The following is a 26,157-nucleotide window of genomic DNA, read 5'->3' as shown; positions in this document are numbered from 1 at the left end:
GTGGCCGAAGCCGATCCCATCACCATCCTGGCCCCTGCCAGCGACCGCTATTTCAACCGCGAACTGTCCTGGCTGGCGTTCAACCAGCGGGTGCTGGAAGAGGCGATGAACCGCGCCCATCCGCTGCTGGAGCGGTTGCGATTCCTGTCGATTTCGGGCGCGAACCTGGACGAGTTCTTCTCCGTGCGCGTGGCGGGGCTGAAGGGGCAGCAGTTGCAGGATGTCGATCTGCGCTCCGCCGACGGGCTGACCCCGGCGCAGCAGCTGGGGGCCATCACCGACACCACGGCCGCGTTGATGCGCGCGCAGCAGAAGGTGTGGGGCGCGCTGCACGGCGAACTGACGCAGGTGGGGATGGAGGTGATCGGCCCCGCGGCCGAGATGGACTATCCCTGCGCCAACTGGCTGCGCGATCATTTTCTGACGCAGATTTTCCCGATCCTGACGCCGCAGGCGCTGGACCCGGCGCATCCCTTCCCCTTCATCCCCAATCAGGGGCTGTCGATCGTCTTCGATCTGGAGCGGCTATCCGACAAGCAGCCGATCCGCGAACTGGTGATGATCCCGTCCTCGCTCGCCCGCTTCGTGCGCATTCCCGGAGAGCCGGCGCGCTATATGGCGCTGGAGGCGGTGATCCGGCGCTTTTCGGCCGATCTCTTCCCCGGTTATCGGGTGCGCAACAGCGGCGTGTTCCGCATCATCCGCGACAGCGATATCGAAATCGAGGAAGAGGCGGAGGATCTGGTCCGCTATTTCCGCAGCGCCATCAAGCGTCGCCGCCGCGGTCGCGTGATCCGCATGGAGATAGAGGAGCGCATCCCCGAGCCGGTCGAGGAAATGTTGCAGGACATGCTCCAGGGCCATGAGGCGATCGTGGTCGAGGTGGAGGGCTTCATCGGCATCGGCGATCTGTCCGGCATCGTCGACGCCGATCGGCCCGATCTGAAGTTCGAACCCTATGTTCCCCGCTTCCCCGAGCGCATCCGCGAATATGGCGAAGACTGTTTCGCCGCGATCCGGGCCAAGGACATCGTCGTCCATCACCCCTATGAGGCGTTCGACGTCGTCGTTTCCTTCCTGAAGCAGGCGGCGTCCGACCCGGACGTGGTGGCGATCAAGCAGACGCTCTATCGCGCGGGCAAGCAGTCGGCGATCATCCGCGCCCTCATCGACGCGGCCGAGGCGGGCAAGTCGGTCACGGCGGTGGTCGAGTTGAAGGCGCGCTTCGACGAGGAGCAGAACATGCTCTGGGCCGACGCGCTGGAGCGGGCCGGCGTGCAGGTCGTCTATGGCTTCATCGACTGGAAGACCCATGCCAAGGTGTCGATGGTGGTGCGGCGCGAGGGCGAGCAGTTCCGCACTTACTGCCATTTCGGCACCGGCAATTATCATCCGATCACCGCCCGCATCTATACCGACCTCAGCTTCTTCACCGCCGATCCGGCCTATGGGCGGGACGCCGCGGCGCTGTTCAACTATATCACCGGCTATGTCGAACCGCAGAAGCTGGACCGGCTGGTGATCAGTCCGCGCAACCTGCGCGATACGTTGTGCGCGTGCATCGACGCGGAAATCGACCATGTCCGTGCGGGACGTCCCGGAACCATCTGGGCCAAGATGAATAGTCTGGTCGATCCGGCGATCATCGAGAAACTCTATGCGGCCAGCAATGCAGGCGTTCAGATCGACCTCATCATCCGTGGCATTTGCTGCCTGCGGCCCGGCGTGCCGGGCATGTCGGAAAATATCCGGGTGAAGTCGGTCGTCGGCCGCTTTCTGGAACATAGCCGCATCGCCGTGTTCGGAAATGGCAAGGCGCTGCCGAACAATGGCGCGAAAGTCTATATCAGTTCGGCCGACTGGATGCCGCGCAACTTCGACCGGCGCGTCGAATTCCTCGCCCCGGTGGAAAATGAAACGGTGCATGACCAGATCCTGGATCAGGTGATGGTCGCCAATCTGATCGACACCGAGCAAAGCTGGTCGCTGGACAGCGACGGCCTGTACACAAGGCTGGAGCCGGGCGACAAGCCGTTCAACCTGCATCGCTATTTCATGACCAACCCGTCGCTGTCCGGGCGCGGCGCGGCCTTCGACAATGAGGCGGTGCCCACGCTCCGCCTGCGCGGAAAGGTCTGACCGGCGATGAATTCGATGCTGAGCCGTGTTCGCGCCGTCGCCGAAACCATGGCGACGTCGCCTGAACCGGCGCATGCGCGCACCGCCATCATCGACATTGGTTCCAACAGCGTGCGTCTGGTCGTCTATGACGGGCCGCGCCGCATCCCCTTCATCCTTTTCAATGAAAAGGTGATGGCCGGGCTGGGCGCATCGCTGGCGAAGACCGGCGCGATCGAGCCGGAAGCCATGGAGCGCGGCCTGCGCGCCGTTGGCCGCTTCGTGCATCTGTGTCGCGCGATGAAGGTGACGGACATTCGCTGCGTTGCCACGGCGGCGGTGCGGGACGCGACCAACGGGCCGGACTTCATCGCCCGCGCCAAGGCGCTGGGCCTGACCGTCGAACTGCTGACCGGCGCGCAGGAAGCGATCGGTGCGTCGATGGGCGTGCTGTCCGGCATTCCCGATGCGGATGGCATTGTCGGCGATCTGGGCGGTGGCAGTCTGGAGCTGGCGCGCATCCGCAAGGGGCGGGTCGAACAGACGATCTCGCTGCCGCTGGGCGTGCTGCGTCTGCCGCAGATCCGCGCGAAAGGGCCGCGCATATTGGAGCGCACCGTCGCCCGGATGCTGGAAAAGGCTGGCTGGAAGTCCGAGCCTGACCTGCCTTTCTATCTGGTCGGCGGATCGTGGCGTGCGCTCGCCCGCTTCGACATGCAGTTGACCAGCTTTCCGCTGCCGGTCGTCCATCAATATGAAATGACCGCTGCGCGCGCGGAGCAGCTCACCCGCATCGTTTCCCATGTCGACCGCACCCGGTTGAAGCAGATCCCGGCGATGACCGGATCGCGTGTGCCGACGCTGCCCGATGCGACCGCTTTGCTGTCGGTCGTGGTGCGGCAGTTGAAATCCAGCCGCATGGTCGTGTCGGCCTATGGTCTGCGCGAAGGACTGCTGTACGAAGCCTTGCCGCCCGATATTCGCGCGCATGATCCGCTGCTGGTCGCGGCCGAGGCGGAAGGGGAGGCGCAGGCGCGCTTCCGGGGCCATGGCGACCGGATCGACCGCTGGATCGCGCCGCTCTTTCCCGATGATGACGCCGCCGCGCGCCGCATCCGCCGCGCTGCCTGTCTGCTCGCCGATGTCAGCTGGCGGGCGAATCCGGACTTCCGCGCCGAACGCGGCGTGGAGATCGCGCTGCACAGCAATTGGGTCGGCATCACGGCGGCCGAACGGGCCATGCTGGCGCAGGCGCTGCATACGCATTTCGGCGGCGGCCTGGCCGCGCCGCTCGACCTTGATCGCATCGCTTCCCCTGACGCGTTGCGCCGCGCCGCGCTCTGGGGTCTGGCCATCCGTCTGGCCCAGCGCCTGTCGGGCGGGGTGGAAGGGCCGCTGGCGGTGTCGCATCTGGAGCGGGAGGAGGAACGTATCGTCCTCAATCTGCGCGGTGAGGATGCCGACCTCTATGGCGAAGCGGTGGAGCGCCGGTTGCGCAATCTGGCGCAGGCGATGGGCGTGAAATATCAGTTGCTGGGGGGATAGGGCGGGAACGTCCTGCGAACGGCTATATCTACGAATTCGTCATGCTGAACTCGGTTCAGCATCCATTTCTCCATTCGCGCTGGAACTGGCGGAGGTGCGGTAGGCAGAATAGTCGCCATGATCGCACCTCCGCAAAGGCGGAGGATGCTGCACGATGGATGCTGAAACAAGTTCAGCATGACGGTGGAGGAGGTTGGCGCCGCGACGCCAGTCCGCATCTTCCCCCGCCGCGTAAATGCCGGTAAAGGCGGCCGATGACTTCCACGCCCGCGCCCATCAGCCGTTCGCTCTTCTTCTTTTCCATCTTCTATGGCGGCATGGTCTGCATCGCGGGCGTGCTGGGGAACAAGCAGGTGGCGCTCGGCCCCCTCTCCGCGATCGGGCCGATGGTGGGGCTGGGGCCGCTGGCGGTGGAGGCGGGCATCTTCGCCTTCCTGTTGCTCGTCACCATTTCCAGCGCGGTCGCCGAATTGCATGGCCGCGCCGTCGCCAACCGGCTGGTGCAGATCGGCTTCCTGCCGCTGATCGCATCGATCCTGCTGTCGATCGTGGTGCTGGCAGCCCCCCCGGCCGGGGATATGGACCCGGAGCGGGCCAAGGCCTTCGCGATGATGATGGGCGGCACGCCGCGCATCTGGCTAGGCGGGATCATCGCCTATGGCATTTCGCAGACGCTGAACGTCACCTTGTTCGCCGCGCTAAAGGGGCGGGAGGGCAGCCGCCTGTTGTGGATGCGCGCGGCGCTGGCCAGCATCCTTTCCCAGATTGTCGACACATTGCTGTTCGTGACCATCGCCTTCTATGGCGTTTTCCCGATCGGCGAACTGCTGATGGGCCAGATGATGGCCAAGGTGCTGCTGTCGGCCATTCTCGTGCCGCCGGTCATCTATCTGCTGGTTGGCCTGGGGCGGCGACTGGATCGGTAATATTGGTTCGCGCAGAGGCGCAGAGTGCGCAGAGAAGAGCGCGCCGAAGGCCTCTTTACAGCCTGCTGTTTACATCAGGCGCATGTTGAAAAGAGCGGCTTTGCCGCTCGTCCATATCCTCCGCGCTCTCTGCGCCTCTGCGCGAACAATTTTCTTCCAAACTTGCCCCCACGGCCCTTTGGTCTTATGCGCGCGCGCATGAACAGCAAGCACGCCCCTGATCCCGCGCTCCTCGCGAAGGCCGAAACCCTTGTCGAGGCGCTGCCCTATATGCAGCGATATGCCGGCAAGACCTTCGTCGTGAAATATGGCGGCCACGCCATGGGCGATCCCGAAGCGGCGCGCGACTTCGCCGAAGACGTCGTCCTGATGAAGGCGGTGGGCATCAATGTCGTCGTCGTCCATGGCGGCGGGCCGCAGATCGGCGCGATGCTCAAGAAGCTGGGCGTCGAATCCCAGTTCGTCGGCGGCCTGCGCGTCACCGACGCGGAAACCGCCAAGATCGCCGAAATGGTGCTGGCCGGTTCCATCAACAAGGAAATCGTCGGCTGGATCGCTGGCGCGGGTGGCCGGGCGGTCGGTATCTCCGGCAAGGATGGTGGCCTGGTCCTGTGCGAAAAGGTGCTGGGCAAGCGCGAGGCGGACCCCAATTCCGGGATAGAACGCAATGTCGATCTGGGCTTCGTGGGCGATCCGGTGTCGGTCGATCGCCGCATTCTCGACACGCTGGCGCAGGACGGCATCATTCCGGTCGTCGCGCCGGTGGGCATCGGCACCGATGGCCACACCTATAATGTCAATGCCGACACCATGGCCGGGGCGATCGCCGCGGAACTGAAGGCGTCGCGCTTCTTCCTGCTGACCGACGTGGCCGGCGTGCTGGACAAGGACAAGAATCTGCTGACCGATCTCGATCCGGCGGCGATCGAATTGTTGCAGGCGGACGGCACGATCAGCGGCGGCATGATCCCGAAGCTGGAAACCTGCGTCCGCGCGGTCGAGGGCGGGGTGGACGCCGCCGTCATCCTCGACGGCCGGGTGCCGCACGCGATGCTGCTGGAAATCTTCACTGACCGGGGTGCGGGTACGTTGGTGCGGAAGTAGGTCCTATCCATTCCCCTCCCTTTTAGGGAGGGGTTAGGGGTGGATGCGAGCGGAGCGAGCCTGCGTCATTGAGAGGGCAGAGCGATTGCTGTGCAATCGCACCCACCCCCGGCCCCTCCCTTGAAAGGGAGGGGAGGTTATGAGCGGACCAGCACGCCCGGATCACGCCACGCGATCCGCTTTTCCGGCAGCGTTTGCCCGTCAGGACCGGGCTTGTCCCAGTCCTCGACCTCCACGCCGCCGCGCGCTGCATAAAAGCCACGCGCCGCGACATTGTCGGTGTAGCACCACAGGAACAGGCCCGCATCCGGCCAGCCCGCCAGCGCCCACCGGGCCGCCTGATCCAGCAGTGCCGTGCCGATGCCGCCGCCCTTTGCACCGGGCAGCGCATGCAGATTGTCTACCAGCGTGCCCCATATCGGATCGGACCCGCCTATGACGCAGGTAAAGCCGACCGGCTCGCCATCCCGCTCCGCAAGAATGACGCGCTGGCCCGGCGCCGGCGACTCCAGCCGCTGCGTCCATGTCGCCAGTCGTTCCGCCTCTATCGCGTCGGCCAGCCAGGCGGGGTCCATGATATGGGCATAGGCGATGCGCCAGCTTGCCACATGGATGGCGGCGATCAGCGGGGCGTCGGCGGGTGTTGCATCTCGAAAGTCCATGCGGCCCTATAGCCGCCTTCTCAGGGCTTTGGCAGAATTTGCGCGGCCGTTGGTGGATTTTGCGTCGCACCATAGTTGTCGCGGTGCGGCCTCTTCGGCTAGAGCGGCCTTCACGCATATTTGGAGACCCCTGTGGCCTACGCGCTCTATCAGATCATCGACATCCTGCTGACCGTGCTGCTGTGGATCGTTATCGCCCATGGCGTCATGAGCTGGCTGGTCGGTTTCAACATCGTTAACCTGTCCAATGATTTCGTGCGCGCCATCTGGGTCGCGCTCGACCGGATCACCGCGCCCATCTATGCGCCGATCCGCCGGATCATGCCCGATCTGGGCGCGCTCGACCTGTCGCCCATGGTCGTGCTGATCGGCATCGTCATCATCCGCCGCGCGATCCTGCCGCCGCTCTTCCTGATGTGAGCGTCTGGACGCAGGCGGGCGACGACCTGCTGCTGAGCGTCCGGCTGACCCCCGGATCGGCGAAGGAAGACATAGGCGGCAGCTGGACCGATGCGCATGGCGCGCACTGGCTGTCCGCCCGTGTCCGCGCCGTGCCGGAAAAGGGGCGTGCCAATGATGCGCTGATCGCGCTACTGTCGAAACGGCTGGATTGGCCCAGGGGCGCGATTTTGCTGGAATCGGGCGACACCAACCGGCTAAAGCGGCTGCGGATCATCGGCGGTGGCGGCGCTCTGGCGCGCCTGACCGGCCTCCTCGAAAATTGGGTAGAAGTGACATGACCATCGGCAAGCTCATCGACGGCAAGGCGTTCGCGGCAGGATTGCGCGACAAGATTGCCATTGGCGTCACCGGCTTCGTGGAGCGGGCCGGGCGCAAGCCGGGTCTGGCCGTGGTGCTGGTGGGCGAAGACCCGGCCAGCAGCGTCTATGTCCGATCCAAGGGCAAGATGACCGTCGCGGTCGGCATGGACAGCTTCGAATTCAAGCGCCCGGACAGCATCGGCGAGGACGACCTGCTCGACCTGATCGAGGAACTGAATCAGGATGACCGGATCGACGGCATATTGGTGCAGTTGCCGCTGCCCAAACATATTGACGAAGCCGCCGTGATCGCCGCGATCGACCCGTCCAAGGATGTGGACGGCTTCCATGTCGTCAATGCCGGCCGCCTGGCCACGGGGCAGGAGGCTTTGGTGCCCTGCACGCCGATGGGCTGCATCATGTTGCTGAAGGATGAACTGGGCGACCTGTCCGGGCTGGAGGCTGTCGTCGTCGGCCGCTCCAACATCGTCGGCAAGCCCATGGCGCAGCTGCTGCTGGCCGAAAACGCGACCGTCACCATCGCGCACAGCCGCACCCATGATCTGGCCAGCGTCGTCCACCGCGCCGACATCGTCGTCGCCGCCGTGGGCCGCGCGGAAATGGTCAAGGGCGAATGGATCAAGCCGGGCGCGACCGTGATCGACGTCGGCATCAACCGCGTCGCCGATGTGGAGGATGAGGGCAAGAGCCGCATCGTCGGTGACGTCGCCACGGCCGAAGCGCTGGCCCATGTCCGCGCCATCACCCCGGTCCCCGGCGGCGTCGGGCCGATGACGATCGCGGTGCTGCTGCGCAATACGCTGGTCGCCGCCCATGCCCGCGCGGGCTTTGCAAAGCCCGAGGGTCTGTGAAGGCGCGGCTGGCCCTGCTGACATTGGCGGCCGTGGCACTGGTTGCTGCGAAGCCGCCGCTGCGGTTCCAGCCCGATCCCAGCAGCGTGATCGCCGCGGAAATCGCCTTCAACCGGCTGGCGCAGCAGAAGGGGCAATGGACCGCCTTTCGCGAAACCGCCGCTGACGATGCGGTGATGTTCGTGCCGCAGAAGGTGCTGGCGCAGGACTGGTTGCGCAAACAGGCCGATCCGCCTGCATCGGTGACATGGTCGCCTTCGATCGTCTATGTCTCCTGCGACGGCAATCTGGCCGCCAGCACCGGCAACTGGAAGCGGCCGGACGGCTCGGTCGGCTATTTCACCACCCTGTGGCGCCGCGACAAGAAGGGGCGCTGGCACTGGATTCTCGACCATGGCGACACGCTCGCCACCGCGCGGGAAGCCCCTGAATTCCTGACCGGCAAGGTCGCCACCTGCAAGGGCGGCCCGCGCCCCGAAGGCCCGCCGGTGAAGGGTGCCCCGCCGCCGCCCGACGAAAGTCTGGTCTGGAGCGCCGATGTCGCCGCCGACAATAGCCGCCGCGTCACCGTGAAGATATGGACCGGCACCACTTATGAAACCGTGATCGATGATGAGGTGAAGGCCGGATCATGACAGCCCTGTTCCTCTCCGCCTTCGTCACCCTGTTCGTGGTGATCGACCCGCCGGGCTGCGCGCCCATCTATGCCAGCCTGACGTCCGGCGCCAGTCAGGCGCAGCGCCGGGCGATGGCGATCCGCGCGGTCGGCATCGCGGCGGCGATCCTGCTGGTCTTCGCCCTGTGGGGCAAGCAGTTGCTGGGCGTGCTGGGCATCGCGCTCGACAGTTTCCGCATCGCGGGCGGTATCATGCTGTTCATGATCGCGATGGACATGGTGTTCGAAAAGCGCACCCAGCGGCGCGAGGACCGGGCCAACAAGATCAGCACCGAAGAACCGCATGTGGAGGATGTGTCGGTCTTCCCCATGGCGATGCCGATGATCGCCGGGCCGGGATCGATCGCCACCGTCATGCTGCTGATGTCGCGCGCCAATGGCATGGCGGAGCGCGCCGTGGTGCTGGGCGCGGTGGTGCTGACGCTGGCGCTGATGCTGGGATCGCTGCTTGCCGCCGGGCCGCTGATGGCGCTGCTGGGCCGCAAGATCGAGGCGGTCATCACCCGCCTGCTGGGCGTGCTGCTAGCCGCTCTGGCCGCGCAGTTCGTGATCGACGGGATTAAGGCGAGTTTCTAGGGGCGTCGCGCGTTAAGTTGAGATTGCCTTTCAACCCGTTCGCTCAGGGCGACGGGCAGAAAGGAAGAGCCCGTCCGGAATATCGCTCCGGACAGGCCCTAGCCCTTTCACTTATCCGCGCACGTCGCCTTCCGTTACCGGCGCGATCTTGATTTCGACGCGGCGGTTGGCGGCCTTGCCTTCTTCGGTCGCGTTGGAGGCGATCGGCTGGCTTTCGCCATAGCCGCGCGTGGCGAGGCGGGCCGACTGCACGCCCTTGCTCACCAGATAATCGGCGACCGACTGGGCGCGCCGTTCGGACAGCGTCTGGTTATAGGCGTCGGAGCCGTCGCTGTCGGTGTGGCCCAGCACGTCGATATAGGTTTTGGGATATTGCGCCAGAACCGATGCGACTTCGTTCAGGGTCGGCTGGAACTGGGGCTGCACGTCCGCCTTGTTATAGGCGAAGGTGATGCCGGACGGCATGCGCAGCAGCAGATTGTCGCCATCGCGAATCACGTCCACGCCGGTGCCGGCCGTCTGTTCGCGCAGCTTGCGTTCCTGTGCGTCCATATAGGCGCCGATGCCCGCGCCTGCGACCGCGCCGATACCCGCGCCCAAAATCTTTTCGGTGCGGTCGCGCCGCCCGCCGACCAGATCGCCCAGCAGATAGCCGCCCAGCGCGCCGCCAATGCCGCCGATCGCGGCCTTGGAAATGCTGCGCTGACCCGTCTGCGGGTCGGTGGTGCAGGCGGTGGTGGCAAGCATCGCGGCCAGACCGGCTGCGCCCATGATGCGGGTAGAAATCCTCATTGTCCTGTTCCCTTGTCTTCTCGTCCGCCGGGGCGGATGCCCCCCTCAATGGCCGAGTTGAAGCGTTTGTTCCACAACCGAACTGAACTCATGATGATGGCGATGTTGTGAAATTGAAAGATTCGGGGTTATAGGTGGGAACTGACCACCATGGCCACGAACATCCCCCATAATCCGACGCCCTTTCCCTGGGTCGACCTCATCATCATTCTGGCGCTCGTCGCCATCAATGGCGTGTTCGCTATGTCCGAACTGGCGATCGTGTCCGCGCGCCGGCCCCGGCTTCAGGCGCTGGAAAAAGCGGGGCGCAGCGGCGCCCGCACCGCGCTGGAACTGGCGGCCGATCCAGGCAAGTTCCTGTCGACGGTCCAGATCGGCATCACCCTGATAGGCATCATATCGGGCGCCTATTCGGGCGCCAGCCTGGGCGGACCGACCGGCGAGCGGCTGGAAATGCTGGGCCTGTCGCCCAACATGGCGGAAAATGCCGGCTTCGCGCTGGTCATTGGCCTGACCACCTATGCCTCGCTGATCGTGGGCGAGCTGGTGCCCAAGCAGTTCGCGCTGCGCAAGCCGGAGCCGATCGCGCTGGTGGTGGCGACGCCGATGCTGTGGCTGTCCAAGATTACCGCGCCCGTCGTCTGGGTGCTGGATGCATCGAGCAGCCTGATCTTCAAGCTGCTGGGGCTCGCCCGCGAATCGGAAAGCCATGTCACCGCCGAGGAACTGCATCTGATCGTCGCCGAGGCGAGCAAGTCCGGCGTGATCGAGGAAAGCGAACGGGCGATCATTTCGGGCGTGGTGCGGCTGGCCGACCGCCCGGTGCGCGAGGTGATGACCCAGCGCATGGATGTCGACTGGATCGATATCGCTGCTGACGAGGCGACGATTCGCGCTCGCCTGCTCGATACGCCGCACACCCGCCTGCCGGTGGGGCGCGGATCGGTCGAGGACATCATTGGCATCGTGCAGGCGCGCGACATCATGACCGCGTTGTTTCGGGGCGAATCGCTTGATCTGGAAGCGCTGATGCGCCGGGCGGAAGTGGTGCCTGATCAAGTCGATGCGATGGACGCGCTGGAAGTGCTGCGCCGGTCCGACGTGCCGATGGTGATGGTGCATGACGAATATGGCCATTTCGAAGGGATCGTGACCCCGGCCGACCTGCTGTCCGCCATCGCCGGCCATTTCGTGTCCGACCGCGACGCCTATGACGAACCGGACATGGTCGAGCGGGAGGATGGCAGCCTGCTGGTGTCAGGCCAGATGCCGATCGACCAGCTGGCCGAGCGGATCGACATCAACCTGTCCGAAGACCGCGACTATGCCACCGTGGCGGGCCACGCTTTGTGGCTGCTCAAGCGCCTGCCGGAAGTGGGCGACTATGCCGAGGATCAGGGCTGGCGTTTCGAGATCGTCGACATGGACGGCCGCAAGATCGACAAGCTGCTGGTGGCCGCCCGCTGAGGGGGCTGAGCGATCATTGGAGATCAGCCAGACGTCTTCGGAGATCGACTTTCCCGTCACCCCAGCGAAAGCTGGGGTCTCAGGCGATGGCGGGATAGGCTTGGGTAAGCGCCACGCTCAACTGTTTCGCGCCATCGCCTGAGATGCCAGCTTGCGCTGGCAAGACGATGAAAAAATCAGTTCACGACCATTTGCGGTCAGTTAGAGAAGGCTATCTTGTCGCCAATTGCGGCCGCTGCGTGGCTGTGCAAGATAGCTGGATGAGTTGGCTGAAAAATGACGATAACCCATAGACACTCGAAGCTGCTCATTGGTCTGTCCAGCCTACATGGGTAAAGCTCTACACGATCTGTATTGGGCTGCCCGCTTGGATATTTTTGATGGTTGGCATCTTCGCAGCTGATTTTGGTGATGTTGCCATGAATGTGGCAACGGTGCTTTTTGCGGCGGCGGCAGTGATACAGATGTTTTTCGTTTTTCGAGGCTATTGGCGAATGGACATCTAAGTCCGCTTTCCATCGATTGCTTGCAAAAAGCTGATTGACCGCAATTCGCTTGCTCCACCCAAGAAAAAGGCGGCCCGGAAGCCCGGACCGCCCTACATATTCTCAACCCGAAGCGGATCAGTTCGTGGCTGCTATGCCCTGATCGGCCATCAATTGGCTCAATTCGCCCGCTTCATACATTTCCATCATGATGTCGCTGCCGCCGACAAATTCGCCCTTCACATAGAGCTGGGGGATGGTCGGCCAGTCGGAAAAGGCCTTGATGCCCTGACGGATCGCCTGATCCTGCAACACGTCGACCGTTTCATAGGTCACGCCCAGATGCTCCAGGATCGCGATGGCGCGGCTGGAAAAGCCGCACTGGGGGAAAAGCGGGGTGCCCTTCATGAAAAGCAGCACGTCGCTGCCCTTGACGATCTCGGCGATCCGCTGCTGCACGGCGTCGGTCATGTGAAAATTTCCATTCCTGTCTGGCGTCCCGCATGGCCGGACGCGAATCTCTGGGCCGTTAATTGGGAACGGCGGTGGTCAGTTGCAAGGCGTGGAGCACGCCGCCCATGCGGCCGCCCAGCGCGGCATAGACGGCCCGCTGCTGTGCGACGCGGCTGAGGCCACGAAAGCTCTCCGCCACGACCTTCGCCGCATAATGATCGCCATCGCCGGCCAGGTCGGTAATCTCGACCTGCGCATCGGGAATGGCGGCGCGGATCATGTCCGCAATATCGTCAGCAGCCATCGGCATCGTTCGGGTTGCCTTACTGTGCTTCGATGAACATGCGGCGGGCGATCACCGCCTGCTCTTCCAGCGCGGCCCGCACGCCGGGCTCATCGATATCGATGCCGGCCGAGGTCATGTCCCCCACCAGCTTGCGGATGACGTCTTCGTCGCCCGCTTCCTCGAAATCGGCCTGCACCACTGCCTTGGCATAGGCGTCGGTTTCTTCCGGGGTCAGGCCCATCTTCGCAGCGGCCCATTCACCCAGCAGGCGGTTGCGGCGCGCCTGAATGCGGAATTCCATTTCCTGATCATGGGCGAACATGTTTTCGAACGCCTTTTCGCGATCGTCGAAGGTGGTCATGCGTCAAAAGCCCTGTTGCAAATCGGTTCTGGACCAAGAGATAGGCAGAAGCGGGGAATTACGCAACGGCGGCGGGGACGATCCACGGGCGATCCTGCGCGACTTTCGCCTCATAGCTGTCGATCACATCGACGTCGTCCAGCGTCAGGCCGATTTCATCCAGCCCGCCCAGCAGGCAATGTTTGCGGAACGGATCGATTTCGAAGCTGAAGCGATCCTGAAACTGGGTGGTCACGGTCTGTGCTTCCAGATCGACATGAATCGGATCGGTCTTCGCCACTTCCAGCAGCCGATCGACCGCGTCCTGCGGCAGGACCACGGTCAAAATGCCGTTCTTGAAGGCGTTGCCGGAAAAGATGTCGGAAAAGCTGGGCGCGATCACCACCTTGATGCCGAGGTCGCCGAGCGCCCAGGCGGCATGTTCGCGGCTCGATCCGCAACCGAAATTGTCGCCTGCGATCAGGATCGGGCTGCCGGCATAGGCGGGATCGTCAAAGACATTGCCCGGTTCCTTGCGCAGCACTTCGAACGCGCCGCGCCCCAGGCCATTGCGGGAAATGGTCTTGAGCCAATGCGCCGGGATGACGATGTCGGTGTCGACATTCTTCATCCCGAACGGATAGGCGCCGCCTTCGACGGTGGTCAGCTTGTCCATCAGTGAACCTTCTTCACCTGCGGCGCCGGTGTGTCTTCGGCGCGACCCAGCGTCGCGGCCATCGCCGCGCTGGCCAAAGCGCCCAGCGTCAGCAGCCAGAAAATCTTCTTCATGCGACCAGCCCCTCTTTGTTATTCAGCAGTTCCCGAACGTCGGTCAGCCGGCCAGTGATGGCCGCTGCCGCCGCCATTTCGGGCGACACCAGATGGGTGCGCGATCCCGGCCCCTGACGGCCCATGAAATTGCGGTTGCTGGTCGATGCGCAGCGTTCGCCCGCGGGCACCTTGTCCGGGTTCATGCCCAGGCAGGCCGAACAGCCCGGCTCGCGCCATTCGAAACCGGCGTCCAGGAAGATGCGATCCAGCCCTTCGGACTCGGCCATTTCCTTGACGAGGCCGGAGCCCGGCACGACCATGGCATGCTTGATGCCCGACGCGATATGCCGCCCCTTCAGCAGGGCAGCAGCAGCGCGCAGATCCTCGATCCGGCTGTTGGTGCAGCTGCCGATGAAGATATGCTCGATCGCGACGTCGGCCATCTTTTGCCCGGCGGTCAGGCCCATATAGTCGAGCGACTTCTGCGCCGCCGCCTGCTTGGACGGGTCGGCAAAGCTCTGCGGATCGGGGACCACGCCGGTCACGGCCACCACATCTTCCGGGCTGGTGCCCCAGGTGACGGTGGGGACGATATCGGCGGCGTCGATCACCACCGTCTTGTCGAAGACGGAGCCCTCATCGGTGACGAGCGCCTTCCACCAGGCGACGGCCGCTTCGAAATCCGCGCCCCTGGGCGCCATCGGCCGGCCCTGAATATAGGCGAAGGTCTTTTCGTCAGGGGCGAACAGGCCCGAGCGCGCGCCCGCTTCGATCGACATGTTGGCTACGGTCAGTCGACCCTCGATCGACATGTCGCGGAATACGGAACCGCGATATTCCATGACATAGCCGGTGCCGCCCGCCGTGCCGATGGTGCCGCAGATCGCCAGCGCGACATCCTTGGCCGTGACGCCGGGCGCCAGTTCGCCATCGACCACGACAGCCATGGTCTTGGATTGCTTGAGCAGCAATGTCTGGGTGGCCAGCACATGTTCGACTTCAGATGTGCCGATGCCGAAGGCCAGCGCGCCCAGCGCGCCGTGCGAACTGGTGTGGCTGTCGCCGCAGACCAGAGTCGTGCCGGGCAGGGTGAAGCCCTGTTCCGGTCCCACGACATGGACGATGCCCTGTTCCCGGTCCGCGTCGCCGATCAGGCGCACGCCAAATTCGGGCGCATTGCGCTCCAGCGCGGCGAGCTGCTGCGCGCTTTCCGGATCGGCAATCGGAATGCGATGGCCATCCGCGTCGCGGCGCGGCGTGGTGGGCAGGTTATGATCGGGCACCGCAAGGGTCAGATCGGGCCGGCGCACCTTGCGGCCGGCAAGGCGCAGCCCCTCGAACGCCTGCGGGCTCGTCACTTCATGGACGAGGTGGCGGTCGATATAGATGAGGCAGGTGCCGTCAGGACGCCGTTCGACAACGTGCGCGTCCCAGATCTTTTCGTACAGAGTGCGTGGCTTGACCATAATGTCCTCCCCCTAGACCCGTCGGGCAGATCGGGAAAGGGGGTGAACGACCGATTTAACCTGTTTTTCCTTTCAACCGGGCAAGAATGTTACAGGCTATTCGGCTGGCAGCGAAGGCTGCCGCACCGGCCCGCACCCCCACCCGACAGCCCAGACATGGTATCCTAATGGGAGGTCGGGTGGGGGTGTGGGCCGGTGCCGCATCGAAAATGCGCTCTTTCGCGCATTTTCCAGACCAACGATTACACTGCCCGATAGTCTTCCACGATGCGCCCAGCAGCGCCGATTTCCGCCTCATGGCTCTCTTCGCGCCATGTCTCGGCCAGCGCTTCGGCTTCCCACTGCTGCATGGCGTGGTGAGCCAGCATATGATCGACCCAGCCCTGCGCGACCGGGCCGACGTCGAGCCCATAGGTGCGTACGCGAAAGGCAACGGGCGCGTAGAAGGCGTCGATCGCGGTGAAGGTCCGGCCAGCGAGGAACGGCCCGCCGAACCGGTCCAGCCCCTGTTCCCACACTTCGCGCAGCCGGGCGATATCCCGGTTGAGGGCAGGGGAGTGGAGATGCGGCTCCACCCGGACGCCGACATTCATGGTGCAGTCGTTGCGCAGCGTGGAAAAGCCGCTGTGCATTTCGGCCGTCGCGCATTGGGCAAAGGCGCGCGCGGCTTCGTCCCCCGGCCAGACGCCGGGATGGCGATCGGCCAGATAGAGGATGATGCCAAGTGAATCCCAGACGGTGCGATTCCCGTCGAGCAGCGCAGGCACCTGACCGGTGGGGGAAAAGCTACGAAAGGCGGCATAATTGGTGGCGCTGGCGAAGGGTTCGATCCGGTCCTCGAACGGGAGGCCCAGCGCCTTCATCAGCACCCATGGGCGCAGCGACCAACTGCTGTAATTGCGGTTGGCGGTGATCAGTATGTAGGCCATCGATCAAACTCCCCATCTATGCATGCGGTGCGCCGCTTAGCGCATCGGGGAACGGCCTGACAGGCGGAACGATCCATGGGTCTGACAAGCTGAGCTTATGAGTGCGAGCGGGCAGATCAGTGGGCGCCTGCCTCTATGCCGCCGGCAGCCGCAACCGCACCAGCAATCCGCCCAGATCCTCGCTTTCTTCAAGCATCACCGACCCGCCGTAGATTTCCGCCACGTCGCGCACGATGGCGAGGCCGAGGCCGGTGCCCGGCTTGCCCGAATCGAGGCGGACGCCGCGGTCGAAGATGCGGACGCGGTCGGCTTCGGGGATGCCCATGCCGTCATCCTCCACCTGTATCTCGACCATGCCGCCTGCGCGCGCCACGACCGTGGCGAACACGCTGCCGCCGCCATATTTGGCCGCGTTCTCTATGAGGTTGCCCAGCATTTCGTCCAGATCCTGCCGCTCGACGCGGACGGCGGCGTCCTTGTCGCCGTCCATGTCGACGCGGGCGTCGGGATAAAGGCGCTGGACCGCGCGCTCGACGGCGGTGAGGCTGGCCCAGACTTCGGCGCGGCTCTGCGCCGCGCCGCGTCGGCCGACGGCGCGGGCACGGGCGAGGTGATGGTCGACCTGCCGCCGCATCGTCGTCGCCTCGCGGATCACCGCATCGCCCAGGTCCGGGGCCTGCGCGGTGGCGGCGTTCATGATGACGGTCAGCGGCGTCTTGAGCGCATGGGCGAGATTGCCGGCATGGGTGCGGGCTTCCTCCGCCTGCCGCTCATTATGGGCGAGCAGGGCGTTCAGCTCCTCGACCATGGGCAGCACTTCGGCCGGCATGGCTTCGGTGACGCGACTCTTCTGCCCGTCGCGCATCTTGATGATTTCCAGCCGCACCTTGCGCAGCGGGCGCAGGCCATAGATGGTCTGGATCGTCGCCAGCACGAACAGGCCCAGCGCCAGCAGCGCGAAGCTGTTGAACAGCGTGGCGCGGAGCGTCTTGATCTGTCCGTCCAGCCCTTCGCGCGCCTGCGCCACCATGAACAGCCAGCGCGTGTTGGAGCCGGGCAGCAGCACCGTCCGTTCCATGATGCGCAGATCTTCGCCCGGAAACTGCTTGCTGTTATAGACGTGAAGCTGCCGGTCATGATGTTCGGCCGGGGCCTTCAATGCCCGGTCCCATAGCGAGCGGGAGCGCCAGTCCTCATGTCCCTTGGCGCTGATCTGGTAATAAAGGCCGCTATTGGGCTCCAAAAAGCGCTGGTCGGCCAGTTCGCGATTGAACAGCACTTCGCCGTCCGGGCCGATTTCCGACGCGGCGATCATCGCGGTCAGCACATAATTCATGCCGTCGTCGAAATTGCGCGTGATCGCGTCCGACAGCACCCGGTCCAGCGCCACGCCCCCGCCGATCAGCAGCACGCTGATCCACAGTGCGGCAATGCCGATCATCCGCCGGCTGATGGAGCCGGTGGAGCGGACGGGGGGAGGGGATGCGGGGTCGGTCATATTTCCCTCATTCCCGTTCGGGCTGAGCCAAGTCGAAGCCCATCACTGAGCGAAGCGAAGTGGCTTCGCCTCCGCTCAGCCACGCCCTTCGACTTCGCTCAGGGCGAACGGGGGAGGAGGCAGATGTGATTACCGCCCCGGCTCGTCCAGGCTGTAGCCAAGGCCGCGGATGGTGGTGATGACGTCGGCGCCCAATTTCTTGCGGATGCGCGTCACGAACACTTCGATCGTGTTGGAATCGCGGTCGAAATCCTGATCGTAAATATGTTCGATCAATTCAGTGCGGCTGACCACCTTGCCCTTGTGATGGAGCAGGTAGGAGAGGAGCTTATATTCCTGTGCGGTCAGCTTTACCGGGTCGCCCTTGAGCGTCACCTTGCCCGACCGGGTGTCGAGCCGCACGTCGCCGGCGATCAGTTCGCTCGACGCATTGCCGGACGCGCGGCGGATGAGCGCGCGCAGGCGGGCGATCAGTTCCTCGCTCTGGAAGGGCTTGGCGAGATAATCGTCCGCGCCGGCATCCAGCCCGGCCACCTTGTCCGACCAGCTATCACGCGCGGTGAGGACCAGCACAGGGAAAGCGCGGCCTTCCTTGCGCCAGCGGTCCAGCACGGTCAGGCCGTCGATCGTGGGCAGGCCCAGGTCCAGCACCACCGCGTCATAGCTTTCGGTGGACCCCAGGAAATGCCCATCCTCGCCATCGGTGGCGAGGTCCACGGCATAGCCCGCGCCCTCCAGCGTGTTCCTGAGCTGCTGGCCCAGATTCGGTTCATCCTCGACGATCAGCAGGCGCATGGGGCTTAGTCCGTTTCTGTTATGAATATGTCTGGCGGGCGCGCGGGTCAGCGCGCCATGCCGATGATATCGCCTGTCCGGCCGTCGGCATCAACCCACACCACCTTGCCGTCCTTCACATATTTCAGGCGGTATCGGTTGGCGGAGGGGTTGAATTCGCTGCCGACATAAGTGGCGCCGTTCACGGCCGCGTCGACCCGGCGCTTGATCATGGCAAATGGCATGACCTGTCCGTCCAGCATCGCCCGGCGCGCGGCATCCTGTTCGTCACGGCGATTGCCGGCGTCGGCGGCGGGCGCCATCAGGGCCATGGCAAGTGCGGCCGTGATCGCCGGTGTCAGAAAGCGAGTCAGGCTCTTCCTCTTCATCATCATGGGCATGGCATAGACGAAAGGCATTGAACAGGTGGTGAATGAGGGCGCAGAATAGCGCGCCCTCCTTTCTCCGTCAGCCGTCCGAAATCGCGACCCCATCCCTTCGCTTCGAATGCACCCTGCCATGGCGATATGATGGCAGGGTGCAACTGTCCTGGGGAAGGGGAAGGTTAGCGCGCGCCCTCCGCGTAATAGCGTTCCATATCCAGCCGCATCTGGTGCAGCGCTTCCGGATTCAGATAGACCATGTGGCCCGCCGGATAATATTTGAACTGGAGATTCTGGCGCAGCGCCGGTTCCAGCATCATGTGCTTGAGGTCCCGCTCGGTCGAGAAGAAGGGCGTTGCCATGTCATACCAGCCGTTCAAGGACAGCACGCGCATATGCGGGTTGGTGCGCATCGCGGCGGAAAGGTCGGCGGTCACGTCGGCGACATTCTGCTTGCCGCCTTCCGGGGGCGAATGGCTCCAGTCCCATTTGAAGTCGCCGCCTTCGCGCGCGCTCAGGCGATAGTCGAGGTCGGTCTTGTAGCCGATCTTGTTGGTCAGCTGGTCCAGGAAGCTGCCGACATAAAGGCCGGTGATGCCGGTGCTGGACGGGTCGAATTCCGGTTCCTCGCCCGCTGCGTCGGCATCAATGCCCTTGTAGCGGCTGTCGAAACGGCCGATCGTCTCATGCCCGTCACGCAGCAATTCCTTGCGGAAACGGGACAGGCTGACGCGCAGATTGGCGCGCTTGAGATAATCGACCGACAGGCCGGTGAAGCGGCTCAATTGCTGGGCGATCTGATCCGTCTCTTCCGCGCTGAGGTCGGATCCCTTGAGCAGCGCCGTGGCATAGGGACCGTTGGCGAAGATGCGGGCTTCCTCGATAAAGGCTTCCAGGCTGGCGGGGCGGCCGCCGGGGACGCGGTTATGATACCAGGCGGTCGCGGCATAGCTGGGCAGATAGCCGACATGGATCGCATCGAAGCCCGACTGGCGGATGCCGTAATTCATGATCGACGACAGCAGCACCACGCCGTTCAGCGCCAGCCCGCGATCTTCGAGTTGATAGGCGAGTGCGCCCGACCGGGTCGTGCCATAGCTTTCGCCGAAAATATATTTGGGGGATGCCCAGCGGCCATTTTTCGTCGTGTAACGGATGATCGCCTTGGCAAAGGCATCTACATCGCCATCGACGCTGTAGAAGTCGGACGGCTTCGCATCGCCCAATATGCGCGAATAGCCCGACCCGATCGTGTCGAGATAGACCATGTCGGTGCTGCCGATCAGGCTGTCATTATTCGGGCCGACGTCGAAAGGGGCGGGCCTGACCGCTTCGGGATTGCCGGTGCGCACATGTTCCGGCGCAAAGCTGCCCATGCGCAGCCACAGCGAGGAGGAACCGGGGCCGCCATTATAGAGGAAGGTGACGGGGCGGTTCTTACCTTCGGCCGTGTAGGCGGTGTAGAACATGCTGGCGACCGGCTTGCCCTGGGCATCGCGGATGGTGAGCGTGCCGGCGGTCTGGGTGTAGGGGATCGCCTTGCCATCGACATGGGCGGTGCCCTTGCTGCTCTGCGTCACTTCCTCGACCGGGGCGCTGGCCCAGTTGGCGGCGACCTCTCCGGCGATCTTGTCGGCATGTTGTTTCGCGGCGTCGGGCGCGTCCTTCTGCGCGAGGGCCGGGGCGGCGAGGGCGATGAGGGAGGCGAAGGAAAGGGTGGCGGCAAACCGCATGGGGGGAAGGCTCCTTGCAGGGATATGCTATATTATTGGCGACGCGCCGCACCATAGAAAGGTCGACCCGTGGGGCAAGGGGCAATTTGACTGGTGTAAAGCAAGGGGGCTTTGATCCCTCTCCCCCCTTGGGGAGAGGGCTGCGCAGACTTCGCAGCTTGCTGCCTAGTCGTAGCTGGTGAGGGGGATGCAGCGTCGCCGGAATAAGGCGACATCGCGCCAATCCCCCTCATCTAACTCCGCCTAGTCGCTATGCGATAAGGCTTCATATCCTTCTCCCCCACAAGGGAGGAGGAGCCTCAACCCCGCCTTAGCCCCTCGATCGCCGCAGCCACATCATCGTCGCTATTATAGATATGTGGGGAGAAGCGGATGGCGCCGCCTTCCAGTTTCGATGCGGCGGTGGCGATCTTCGCCTGCCACAGTTTCGCGCGAAGAGCAGTCACGTCCTTGCCGGGGAAGGCGACGGTGATGACCGGGCCGGTGATTGCCGCCGCGCCGCTACCGAACAGGCGGGTGCCGGAAACGCCCGCGATCGCCTGCCGCATGGAGGCTGCACGCTGGCGCACGGCCTGATCCATCGCCGCGTCGCCCACGCCGTCCAGCACGTCCAGCGTCGCGGCGATCGCCATCAGCTTGGGGTCGTCGCGCTGGCCCGAAATTTCATATTTCTGGGCGGTGTTCAGGTTCGCTTCGTCGGTCAGCCAATAGCCATGGCTCATCATGATCGGCTGGAGTTCCGCCTGCCGTTCCTGCTTCACATAGAGCATGCCGCCTTCCAGCGGCCCCATCAGCCATTTATGCGTGCTGCCCGAATAGCTGTCCACGCCCAGCGCCGCGAGATCGAGCTGCATCCAGCCGAAGGTCTGCGCGCCATCGGCATGCAGCCAGATATTCTTCGCCTGCGCCAGCTTCGCAATCTCCGCGACCGGATAGATTATGCCGGTGATATTGCTCATATGGGAGAGGAAGATCGCTTTCGTATTGGGCGACACGGCGGCGGCGATGCTGTCGAACAATAGCTGCGGCGATTTGGCGTCGACCGGCACCGACACGACATGCAGGTCCAGCCCTTCGCGCTCCGCCCGCAATTTCCAGCTATCCCACGTCGAGGGATGATTATGGTCGGTCAGGATGATCCGGTCGCCAGCCTTGAGCGCCAGCCCGCGCACGGCGACGGTGTTCGCTTCGCTGCTATTGCGGACCAGCGCGATTTCCTGCGCCGTGACATTCAGCCGCGCGGCGATTCGGGCGCGCAGTGCATCGGCCGCCTTGGGATAGAGGGCGCGGCGCTCGACCGACGGGTCCATCTGGAAGGCGCGGGTTTCGCTTTCATGCACCGCCGCCACGCTGCGGAAGGTCGGTGCGATATTGGCGGCGTTGAAATAGCGGATCGCCGGGTCGAGCAGCATGGCGTCGCGCAGCGCGGGCTTGCCGGCTGCGCTCAGCATGCCGGGCGTCAGCGCCAGCGGGGCCGCGATGGCCGCGGCCTGCATCAGGGTGCGGCGGCTGATCAGCGGGCTGTCGGTCATGGGCGTCTCCTTCTTGGACACAGGGATGGACGGATCGGGCAGGGCGATCCGCCACCCGACCCTTGCCGCATCGCATCATTTCCTGTAGGGGCGCGCCCGATAGTCCTGGACAGGCGTGGTGCCGGCCGGGAGAACCCGAATCCCGAAGGCACAATATGTCCCTGCGTAATATCGCGATCATCGCGCACGTCGACCATGGCAAGACCACCCTCGTCGACCAGCTTTTCCGCCAGTCCGGCACCTTCCGCGACAACCAGCGCGTCGAAGAACGCGCCATGGACAGCAACGACCTGGAAAAGGAGCGGGGCATCACCATATTGGCGAAGCCCACCTCGGTCGAATGGAACGGCACCCGCATCAACATCGTCGACACGCCCGGCCACGCCGACTTCGGCGGCGAAGTGGAGCGCATCCTCTCGATGGTCGACGGCGTGATCCTGCTGGTCGATTCGTCGGAAGGCGCGATGCCGCAGACCAAGTTCGTGACCGGCAAGGCGCTGGCGCTGGGCCTCAAGCCCATCGTCGTCGTCAACAAGGTCGACCGTCCCGACGAGCGCATCCAGGAAGTGCTGGACGAAGTGTTCGACCTGTTCGTGACGCTGGAAGCCAATGACGAACAGCTCGACTTCCCGGTCCTCTACGCATCGGGCCGTAACGGCTATGCCAGCGAAGACCCGCAGCGCCGCGAAGGCACGCTGGAGCCGCTGTTCCAGAAGATCGTGGACCATGTGCCCGCGCCGTCGCTGGATCAGGACGCACCGTTCAGCTTCCTCGTCACGCTGCTCGACCGCGACAACTTCCTGGGTCGTATCCTGACCGGCCGCGTCCAGTCGGGCACGGTCAAGGTCAACCAGCCGATCCACGCGCTCGACATGGACGGCAACGTCATCGAAACCGGCCGCGCGTCGAAGATCATGTCGTTCCAGGGTCTGGACCGCGTGCCTGTGGATGAAGCCAAGGCTGGCGACATCATTTCGCTGGCCGGTCTGGCCGTTGCGACCGTGGCCAACACCATCTGCGACACCGCCGTCAGCGAACCGATCCAGGCCCAGCCGATCGATCCGCCGACCCTGTCGATGCGCTTTGCCGTGAACGATTCGCCGATGGCGGGCCGCGAAGGCAGCAAGGTGACGAGCCGCATGATCCGCGATCGTCTGGCCCGCGAAGCCGAATCGAACGTCGCCATCAAGGTGACCGAATCGGAAGACAAGGACAGCTTCGAAGTCGCCGGCCGTGGCGAATTGCAGCTGGGCGTTCTGATCGAAACCATGCGCCGCGAAGGCTTTGAACTGGGCATCTCGCGTCCGCGCGTGCTGTTCGGCGAAGACGAAAATGGCGCCAAGACCGAGCCTTATGAAACCGTCGTCATCGACGTGGACGATGAATTTTCCGGTACGGTCGTCGACAAGATGAACATCCGCAAGGCGGAAATGACCGACATGCGTCCCTCTGGCGGCGGCAAGACCCGCATCACCTTCTCCGCGCCCTCGCGCGGCCTGATCGGCTATCATGGCGAATTCCTGTCCGACACGCGCGGCACGGGCATCATGAACCGCCTGTTCGAGAAGTACGGCCCCCACAAGGGCAAGATCGAAGGCCGCAAGAACGGCGTGCTGATCTCCAACGGCGCTGGCGAAGCCAATGCCTATGCGCTGGGTCCGCTGGAAGAACGCGGCATCCTGTTCGTGGGCGTGGGCGAAGCGCTGTATGAAGGCATGATCGTCGGCGAGAACGCCAAGCCGGAAGATCTGGAAGTCAACCCGATGAAGTCGAAGGCGCTGACCAACTTCCGCGCCAGCGGCAAGGACGACACCGTTCGCCTGACCCCGCCGAAGAAGGCTACGCTGGAACAGGCGATCGCCTATATCGACGATGATGAAATGGTCGAAGTGACGCCCAAGACCATCCGTCTGCGCAAGCGCTACCTGGACCCGAACGAGCGCAAGCGCATGAGCCGTTCGAAGGCCGCCTGATTTAAGGTAGACAAGTTTCGAAAAGGGCCGGTGTCGCGAGGCGCCGGCCCTTTTCCGTCAGAGCGTGACGATAACAATTTGAATCGTCATTGCGAGCGCAGCGAAGCAATCCAATGCTGCGCCATAGATTGCTTCGCTGCGCTCGCAATGACAGTGTGGGTCAGAGCAAAGTCATCACAGTCCAGAAGGAAATGGGATCATCATGGCCGACCTCTATTTAAAGGCCCTTACCGCCGAACGGCGTTCGCTCTGGGCCGAATGCCGGCTGAAGGGCTTGGCGAAGGACACCCCACAGCGTCTGCGCATTGTTGAAATCGATGCGCTGCTGGCCGCGCACAAGGCCAAGCAGGAAGGCCCGAAATCCAAATCCTGACGCTGGTCCTTTTGCTCAACTCATAACGGGTCCACCATAACGCATTGGAAGCAGCCTTTGCGGCGGCCTAGCCTTCGGTCCAAGATCAGATCGAAAGGCAAGGTCCATGACAGAGCAGATATTAGGGCAGCGGCACATCAAGCTTGGTTTCATCCTGCACGGCGTGGGACGCACCTGGAACGACTGGCGGCATCCCGACCGCGATGGCAATGCCAGCACCAGCTTGTCCCATTATCAGCAGCAGGCGGCCAGCGCGGAACGCGGCAAGTTCGATTTCCTGTTCGTGGCCGACAGCCTTTCCATCAACGAGAAATCCAGCCCGCATTATCTCAACCGGTTCGAGCCGATCACGATCCTGTCGGCGCTGGCGGCGACGACGTCGCGCATCGGTCTGGTCGCGACCCTGACGGTCAGCTATTCCGAACCCTTCAACGTCGCACGCCAGTTCGCCTCGCTCGATCATCTGAGCGGCGGGCGGGCCGGCTGGAACGTCGTGACCAGCTGGCTGGGCGATACCGCCGCCAATTTCAGCAAGACCGAGCATCCGGCCCATGCCGTGCGCTATCGCATCGCGGCGGAATATCTGGATGTGGTGCAGGGGCTGTGGGATAGCTGGGAAGCGGGCGCCCATGTCGCTGACAAAGAGACGGGGCAGTTCGTCGATCCCGACAGGCTCCACCGCCTCGACCATAAGGGCGAGCATTTCCAGGTGCGCGGGCCGCTGAACATCAAGCGCACGCCGCAGGGCCAGCCGGTCATCTTCCAGGCGGGCGCGTCGGACGACGGCCGCAGCTTCGCCGCGCGCCGGGCGGAGGTGATCTTCACCCACGCCGCCACGCAGGAAGACGGCCAGGCCTATTATGCCGATGTGAAGGCGCGGGCGAAGGGCTTTGGCCGGGACGCGGACAAGCTGTTCATCCTGCCCGGCATCGCGCCGATCGTCGGCGATACGGATGCGGAGGCGGACGCACGCTATCGCGAACTCGCCGCGCTGGAATCGATCGACACCGGCCTTGGCTATCTGTCGCGCACCTTCAACGACCATGATTTCCGGCAATATGATCTCGATGCGCCCTTCCCGGATGTCGAGCATATCGGCCTCAACAGCCAGCAGAGCGGCACGCTGCGCATATTGGCGGAGGTGCGGGCGGAAAATCTGACCCTGCGCCAAATCGCCGAGCGGCTGGCCACGCCGCGCGGCGCCTTTGTCGGGTCGCCCGAGACGGTTGCCGACCGGTTGCAGGCCTGGTTCGAAAGCGGCGCGGCCGACGGCTTCGTCCTGTTCGAACCGCTCCCGGGCCAACTGGAGCAATTTGTCGACAAGGTGATCCCGATCCTTCAGGCGCGCGGCCTGTTCCGCACGGATTATGAAGGCACGACTTTCCGCGCGCATCTGGGCCTGCCGGAGCCGGACAATCGCTACACCGCCGCGCGAGAGGCGAAAAGCGCCGCCTGATCGCGGAGTTCCCCGCCAGATCATGAAAGGGGGCTGCTCTGGTCGGAGCGGCCCCATCTTTGTCCCGCGTGTCGAGAAAGGGGCTATCCCAACCTTTCGGCGCAGGCGATGCTAGAGTCGGATGACATCAGATTGATCCGTATCCGGAATTGATGAGATATTTGCGGCATTCTGCGGGACTGAAAGCATCGAGCAGCGATCCGATG

At 64.0% G+C, this 26,157-nt stretch carries 27 protein-coding genes; 14 read left to right on the top strand and 13 right to left on the bottom strand.

What is annotated here, in order from left to right:
- The 4 genes from BMX92_RS23015 to argB all read left to right on the top strand — a co-directional run bounded on the left by BMX92_RS23015 (nucleotide 1) and on the right by argB (nucleotide 5,693).
- Complete coding sequence (locus tag BMX92_RS23015) at nucleotides 1–2,139, top strand: RNA degradosome polyphosphate kinase (protein WP_093020915.1); 2,139 nt, start codon at nucleotides 1–3, stop codon at nucleotides 2,137–2,139.
- Nucleotides 2,140–2,145: 6 nt separating this feature from the next.
- Nucleotides 2,146–3,663, top strand: coding sequence for a Ppx/GppA family phosphatase (locus BMX92_RS23010; RefSeq protein WP_093020913.1), 1,518 nt, complete (start codon nucleotides 2,146–2,148; stop codon nucleotides 3,661–3,663).
- Between the two features lie 254 nt (nucleotides 3,664–3,917).
- On the top strand, nucleotides 3,918–4,589 hold the full coding sequence (locus tag BMX92_RS23005) for a queuosine precursor transporter (protein ID WP_093020911.1): 672 nt from the start codon (nucleotides 3,918–3,920) through the stop codon (nucleotides 4,587–4,589).
- Nucleotides 4,590–4,775: 186 nt separating this feature from the next.
- Nucleotides 4,776–5,693 (top strand): acetylglutamate kinase, encoded by a 918-nt coding sequence (argB, locus tag BMX92_RS23000; protein WP_093020909.1) that lies wholly within the window; start codon nucleotides 4,776–4,778, stop codon nucleotides 5,691–5,693.
- A gap of 137 nt (nucleotides 5,694–5,830) precedes the next feature.
- On the opposite strand, the gene BMX92_RS22995 is transcribed toward argB, so the two are convergent.
- Entirely contained in the window at nucleotides 5,831–6,355 is a 525-nt protein-coding gene (locus tag BMX92_RS22995; protein ID WP_093020907.1) for a GNAT family N-acetyltransferase, read from the bottom strand.
- 132 nt (nucleotides 6,356–6,487) lie between these two features.
- Here BMX92_RS22995 and BMX92_RS22990 point away from each other — a divergent pair, with 132 nt between their 5' ends.
- Genes BMX92_RS22990 through BMX92_RS22970 form a run of 5 tightly spaced genes read left to right on the top strand, consistent with a single transcriptional unit; the run spans nucleotide 6,488 to nucleotide 9,240 of the window.
- Complete coding sequence (locus tag BMX92_RS22990) at nucleotides 6,488–6,775, top strand: YggT family protein (RefSeq protein WP_093020905.1); 288 nt, start codon at nucleotides 6,488–6,490, stop codon at nucleotides 6,773–6,775.
- On the top strand, nucleotides 6,772–7,095 hold the full coding sequence (locus BMX92_RS22985; protein WP_093020903.1) for a DUF167 domain-containing protein: 324 nt from the start codon (nucleotides 6,772–6,774) through the stop codon (nucleotides 7,093–7,095). Before BMX92_RS22990 ends, BMX92_RS22985 begins: the two co-directional genes overlap by 4 nt.
- Complete coding sequence (gene folD, locus BMX92_RS22980) at nucleotides 7,092–7,988, top strand: bifunctional methylenetetrahydrofolate dehydrogenase/methenyltetrahydrofolate cyclohydrolase FolD (RefSeq protein ID WP_093020901.1); 897 nt, start codon at nucleotides 7,092–7,094, stop codon at nucleotides 7,986–7,988. The genes BMX92_RS22985 and folD overlap by 4 nt, the downstream gene beginning before the upstream one ends.
- Nucleotides 7,985–8,623, top strand: coding sequence for a YybH family protein (locus tag BMX92_RS22975; RefSeq protein ID WP_093020899.1), 639 nt, complete (start codon nucleotides 7,985–7,987; stop codon nucleotides 8,621–8,623). Before folD ends, BMX92_RS22975 begins: the two co-directional genes overlap by 4 nt.
- Nucleotides 8,620–9,240, top strand: coding sequence for a MarC family protein (locus BMX92_RS22970; protein ID WP_093020897.1), 621 nt, complete (start codon nucleotides 8,620–8,622; stop codon nucleotides 9,238–9,240). The genes BMX92_RS22975 and BMX92_RS22970 overlap by 4 nt, the downstream gene beginning before the upstream one ends.
- 111 nt (nucleotides 9,241–9,351) lie before the next feature.
- Here BMX92_RS22970 and BMX92_RS22965 read toward each other — a convergent pair whose 3' ends face one another.
- Nucleotides 9,352–10,032 (bottom strand): OmpA family protein, encoded by a 681-nt coding sequence (locus tag BMX92_RS22965; RefSeq protein ID WP_093020895.1) that lies wholly within the window; start codon nucleotides 10,030–10,032, stop codon nucleotides 9,352–9,354.
- 150 nt (nucleotides 10,033–10,182) lie between these two features.
- Here BMX92_RS22965 and BMX92_RS22960 point away from each other — a divergent pair, with 150 nt between their 5' ends.
- Nucleotides 10,183–11,499: a hemolysin family protein gene (locus BMX92_RS22960; RefSeq protein WP_093020893.1), complete on the top strand. Its 1,317-nt coding sequence runs from the start codon at nucleotides 10,183–10,185 to the stop codon at nucleotides 11,497–11,499.
- A 380-nt stretch (nucleotides 11,500–11,879) separates the two neighbouring features.
- Entirely contained in the window at nucleotides 11,880–12,005 is a 126-nt protein-coding gene (locus BMX92_RS28160; RefSeq protein ID WP_256213567.1) for a hypothetical protein, read from the top strand.
- A gap of 117 nt (nucleotides 12,006–12,122) precedes the next feature.
- On the opposite strand, the gene grxD is transcribed toward BMX92_RS28160, so the two are convergent.
- The 11 genes from grxD to BMX92_RS22905 all read right to left on the bottom strand — a co-directional run bounded on the left by grxD (nucleotide 12,123) and on the right by BMX92_RS22905 (nucleotide 22,149).
- Nucleotides 12,123–12,455 carry a Grx4 family monothiol glutaredoxin gene (gene grxD / locus BMX92_RS22955; protein WP_093020891.1) on the bottom strand — a complete coding sequence of 111 codons (333 nt, stop codon included), beginning with the start codon at nucleotides 12,453–12,455 and terminating at the stop codon, nucleotides 12,123–12,125.
- Nucleotides 12,456–12,513: 58 nt separating this feature from the next.
- Complete coding sequence (locus BMX92_RS22950) at nucleotides 12,514–12,747, bottom strand: BolA/IbaG family iron-sulfur metabolism protein (protein WP_093020889.1); 234 nt, start codon at nucleotides 12,745–12,747, stop codon at nucleotides 12,514–12,516.
- A 13-nt stretch (nucleotides 12,748–12,760) separates the two neighbouring features.
- Complete coding sequence (locus BMX92_RS22945; protein WP_093020887.1) at nucleotides 12,761–13,084, bottom strand: DUF1476 domain-containing protein; 324 nt, start codon at nucleotides 13,082–13,084, stop codon at nucleotides 12,761–12,763.
- A gap of 58 nt (nucleotides 13,085–13,142) precedes the next feature.
- The gene (gene leuD, locus BMX92_RS22940; protein WP_093020885.1) at nucleotides 13,143–13,739 is read right to left on the bottom strand and encodes a 3-isopropylmalate dehydratase small subunit; all 597 of its coding nucleotides are present in this window, start codon (nucleotides 13,737–13,739) and stop codon (nucleotides 13,143–13,145) included.
- A gap of 109 nt (nucleotides 13,740–13,848) precedes the next feature.
- Nucleotides 13,849–15,300, bottom strand: coding sequence for a 3-isopropylmalate dehydratase large subunit (gene leuC / locus BMX92_RS22935; protein WP_093020883.1), 1,452 nt, complete (start codon nucleotides 15,298–15,300; stop codon nucleotides 13,849–13,851).
- 242 nt (nucleotides 15,301–15,542) lie between these two features.
- Nucleotides 15,543–16,229 (bottom strand): glutathione S-transferase family protein, encoded by a 687-nt coding sequence (locus BMX92_RS22930; RefSeq protein WP_093020881.1) that lies wholly within the window; start codon nucleotides 16,227–16,229, stop codon nucleotides 15,543–15,545.
- Nucleotides 16,230–16,362: 133 nt separating this feature from the next.
- Entirely contained in the window at nucleotides 16,363–17,670 is a 1,308-nt protein-coding gene (locus BMX92_RS22925; protein WP_093020879.1) for a sensor histidine kinase, read from the bottom strand.
- Nucleotides 17,671–17,856: 186 nt separating this feature from the next.
- Nucleotides 17,857–18,522, bottom strand: coding sequence for a response regulator transcription factor (locus tag BMX92_RS22920; protein ID WP_093020877.1), 666 nt, complete (start codon nucleotides 18,520–18,522; stop codon nucleotides 17,857–17,859).
- Between the two features lie 47 nt (nucleotides 18,523–18,569).
- On the bottom strand, nucleotides 18,570–18,920 hold the full coding sequence (locus tag BMX92_RS22915) for a hypothetical protein (RefSeq protein ID WP_093020875.1): 351 nt from the start codon (nucleotides 18,918–18,920) through the stop codon (nucleotides 18,570–18,572).
- A gap of 146 nt (nucleotides 18,921–19,066) precedes the next feature.
- A complete protein-coding gene (locus BMX92_RS22910) occupies nucleotides 19,067–20,617 on the bottom strand; it encodes a S10 family peptidase (protein ID WP_093020873.1) in 1,551 nt (516 codons plus the stop codon).
- A gap of 299 nt (nucleotides 20,618–20,916) precedes the next feature.
- Complete coding sequence (locus tag BMX92_RS22905) at nucleotides 20,917–22,149, bottom strand: aminotransferase class V-fold PLP-dependent enzyme (RefSeq protein ID WP_093020871.1); 1,233 nt, start codon at nucleotides 22,147–22,149, stop codon at nucleotides 20,917–20,919.
- A gap of 155 nt (nucleotides 22,150–22,304) precedes the next feature.
- Here BMX92_RS22905 and typA point away from each other — a divergent pair, with 155 nt between their 5' ends.
- The 3 genes from typA (at nucleotide 22,305) to BMX92_RS22895 (ending at nucleotide 25,951) form a co-directional block, all read left to right on the top strand.
- Entirely contained in the window at nucleotides 22,305–24,122 is a 1,818-nt protein-coding gene (gene typA, locus BMX92_RS22900; protein WP_093020869.1) for a translational GTPase TypA, read from the top strand.
- Between the two features lie 202 nt (nucleotides 24,123–24,324).
- On the top strand, nucleotides 24,325–24,495 hold the full coding sequence (locus tag BMX92_RS27525) for a hypothetical protein (RefSeq protein WP_177185215.1): 171 nt from the start codon (nucleotides 24,325–24,327) through the stop codon (nucleotides 24,493–24,495).
- 106 nt (nucleotides 24,496–24,601) lie between these two features.
- On the top strand, nucleotides 24,602–25,951 hold the full coding sequence (locus BMX92_RS22895; protein WP_093020867.1) for an LLM class flavin-dependent oxidoreductase: 1,350 nt from the start codon (nucleotides 24,602–24,604) through the stop codon (nucleotides 25,949–25,951).
- The last annotated feature ends 206 nt before the right edge of the window (nucleotides 25,952–26,157 follow it).

Source organism: Sphingobium sp. YR768 (assembly GCF_900111125.1).
Classification (GTDB): domain Bacteria; phylum Pseudomonadota; class Alphaproteobacteria; order Sphingomonadales; family Sphingomonadaceae; genus Sphingobium.
Note: the sequence above shows the minus strand (reverse complement) of the source record. Positions and strands in the feature narration are given on the sequence as shown.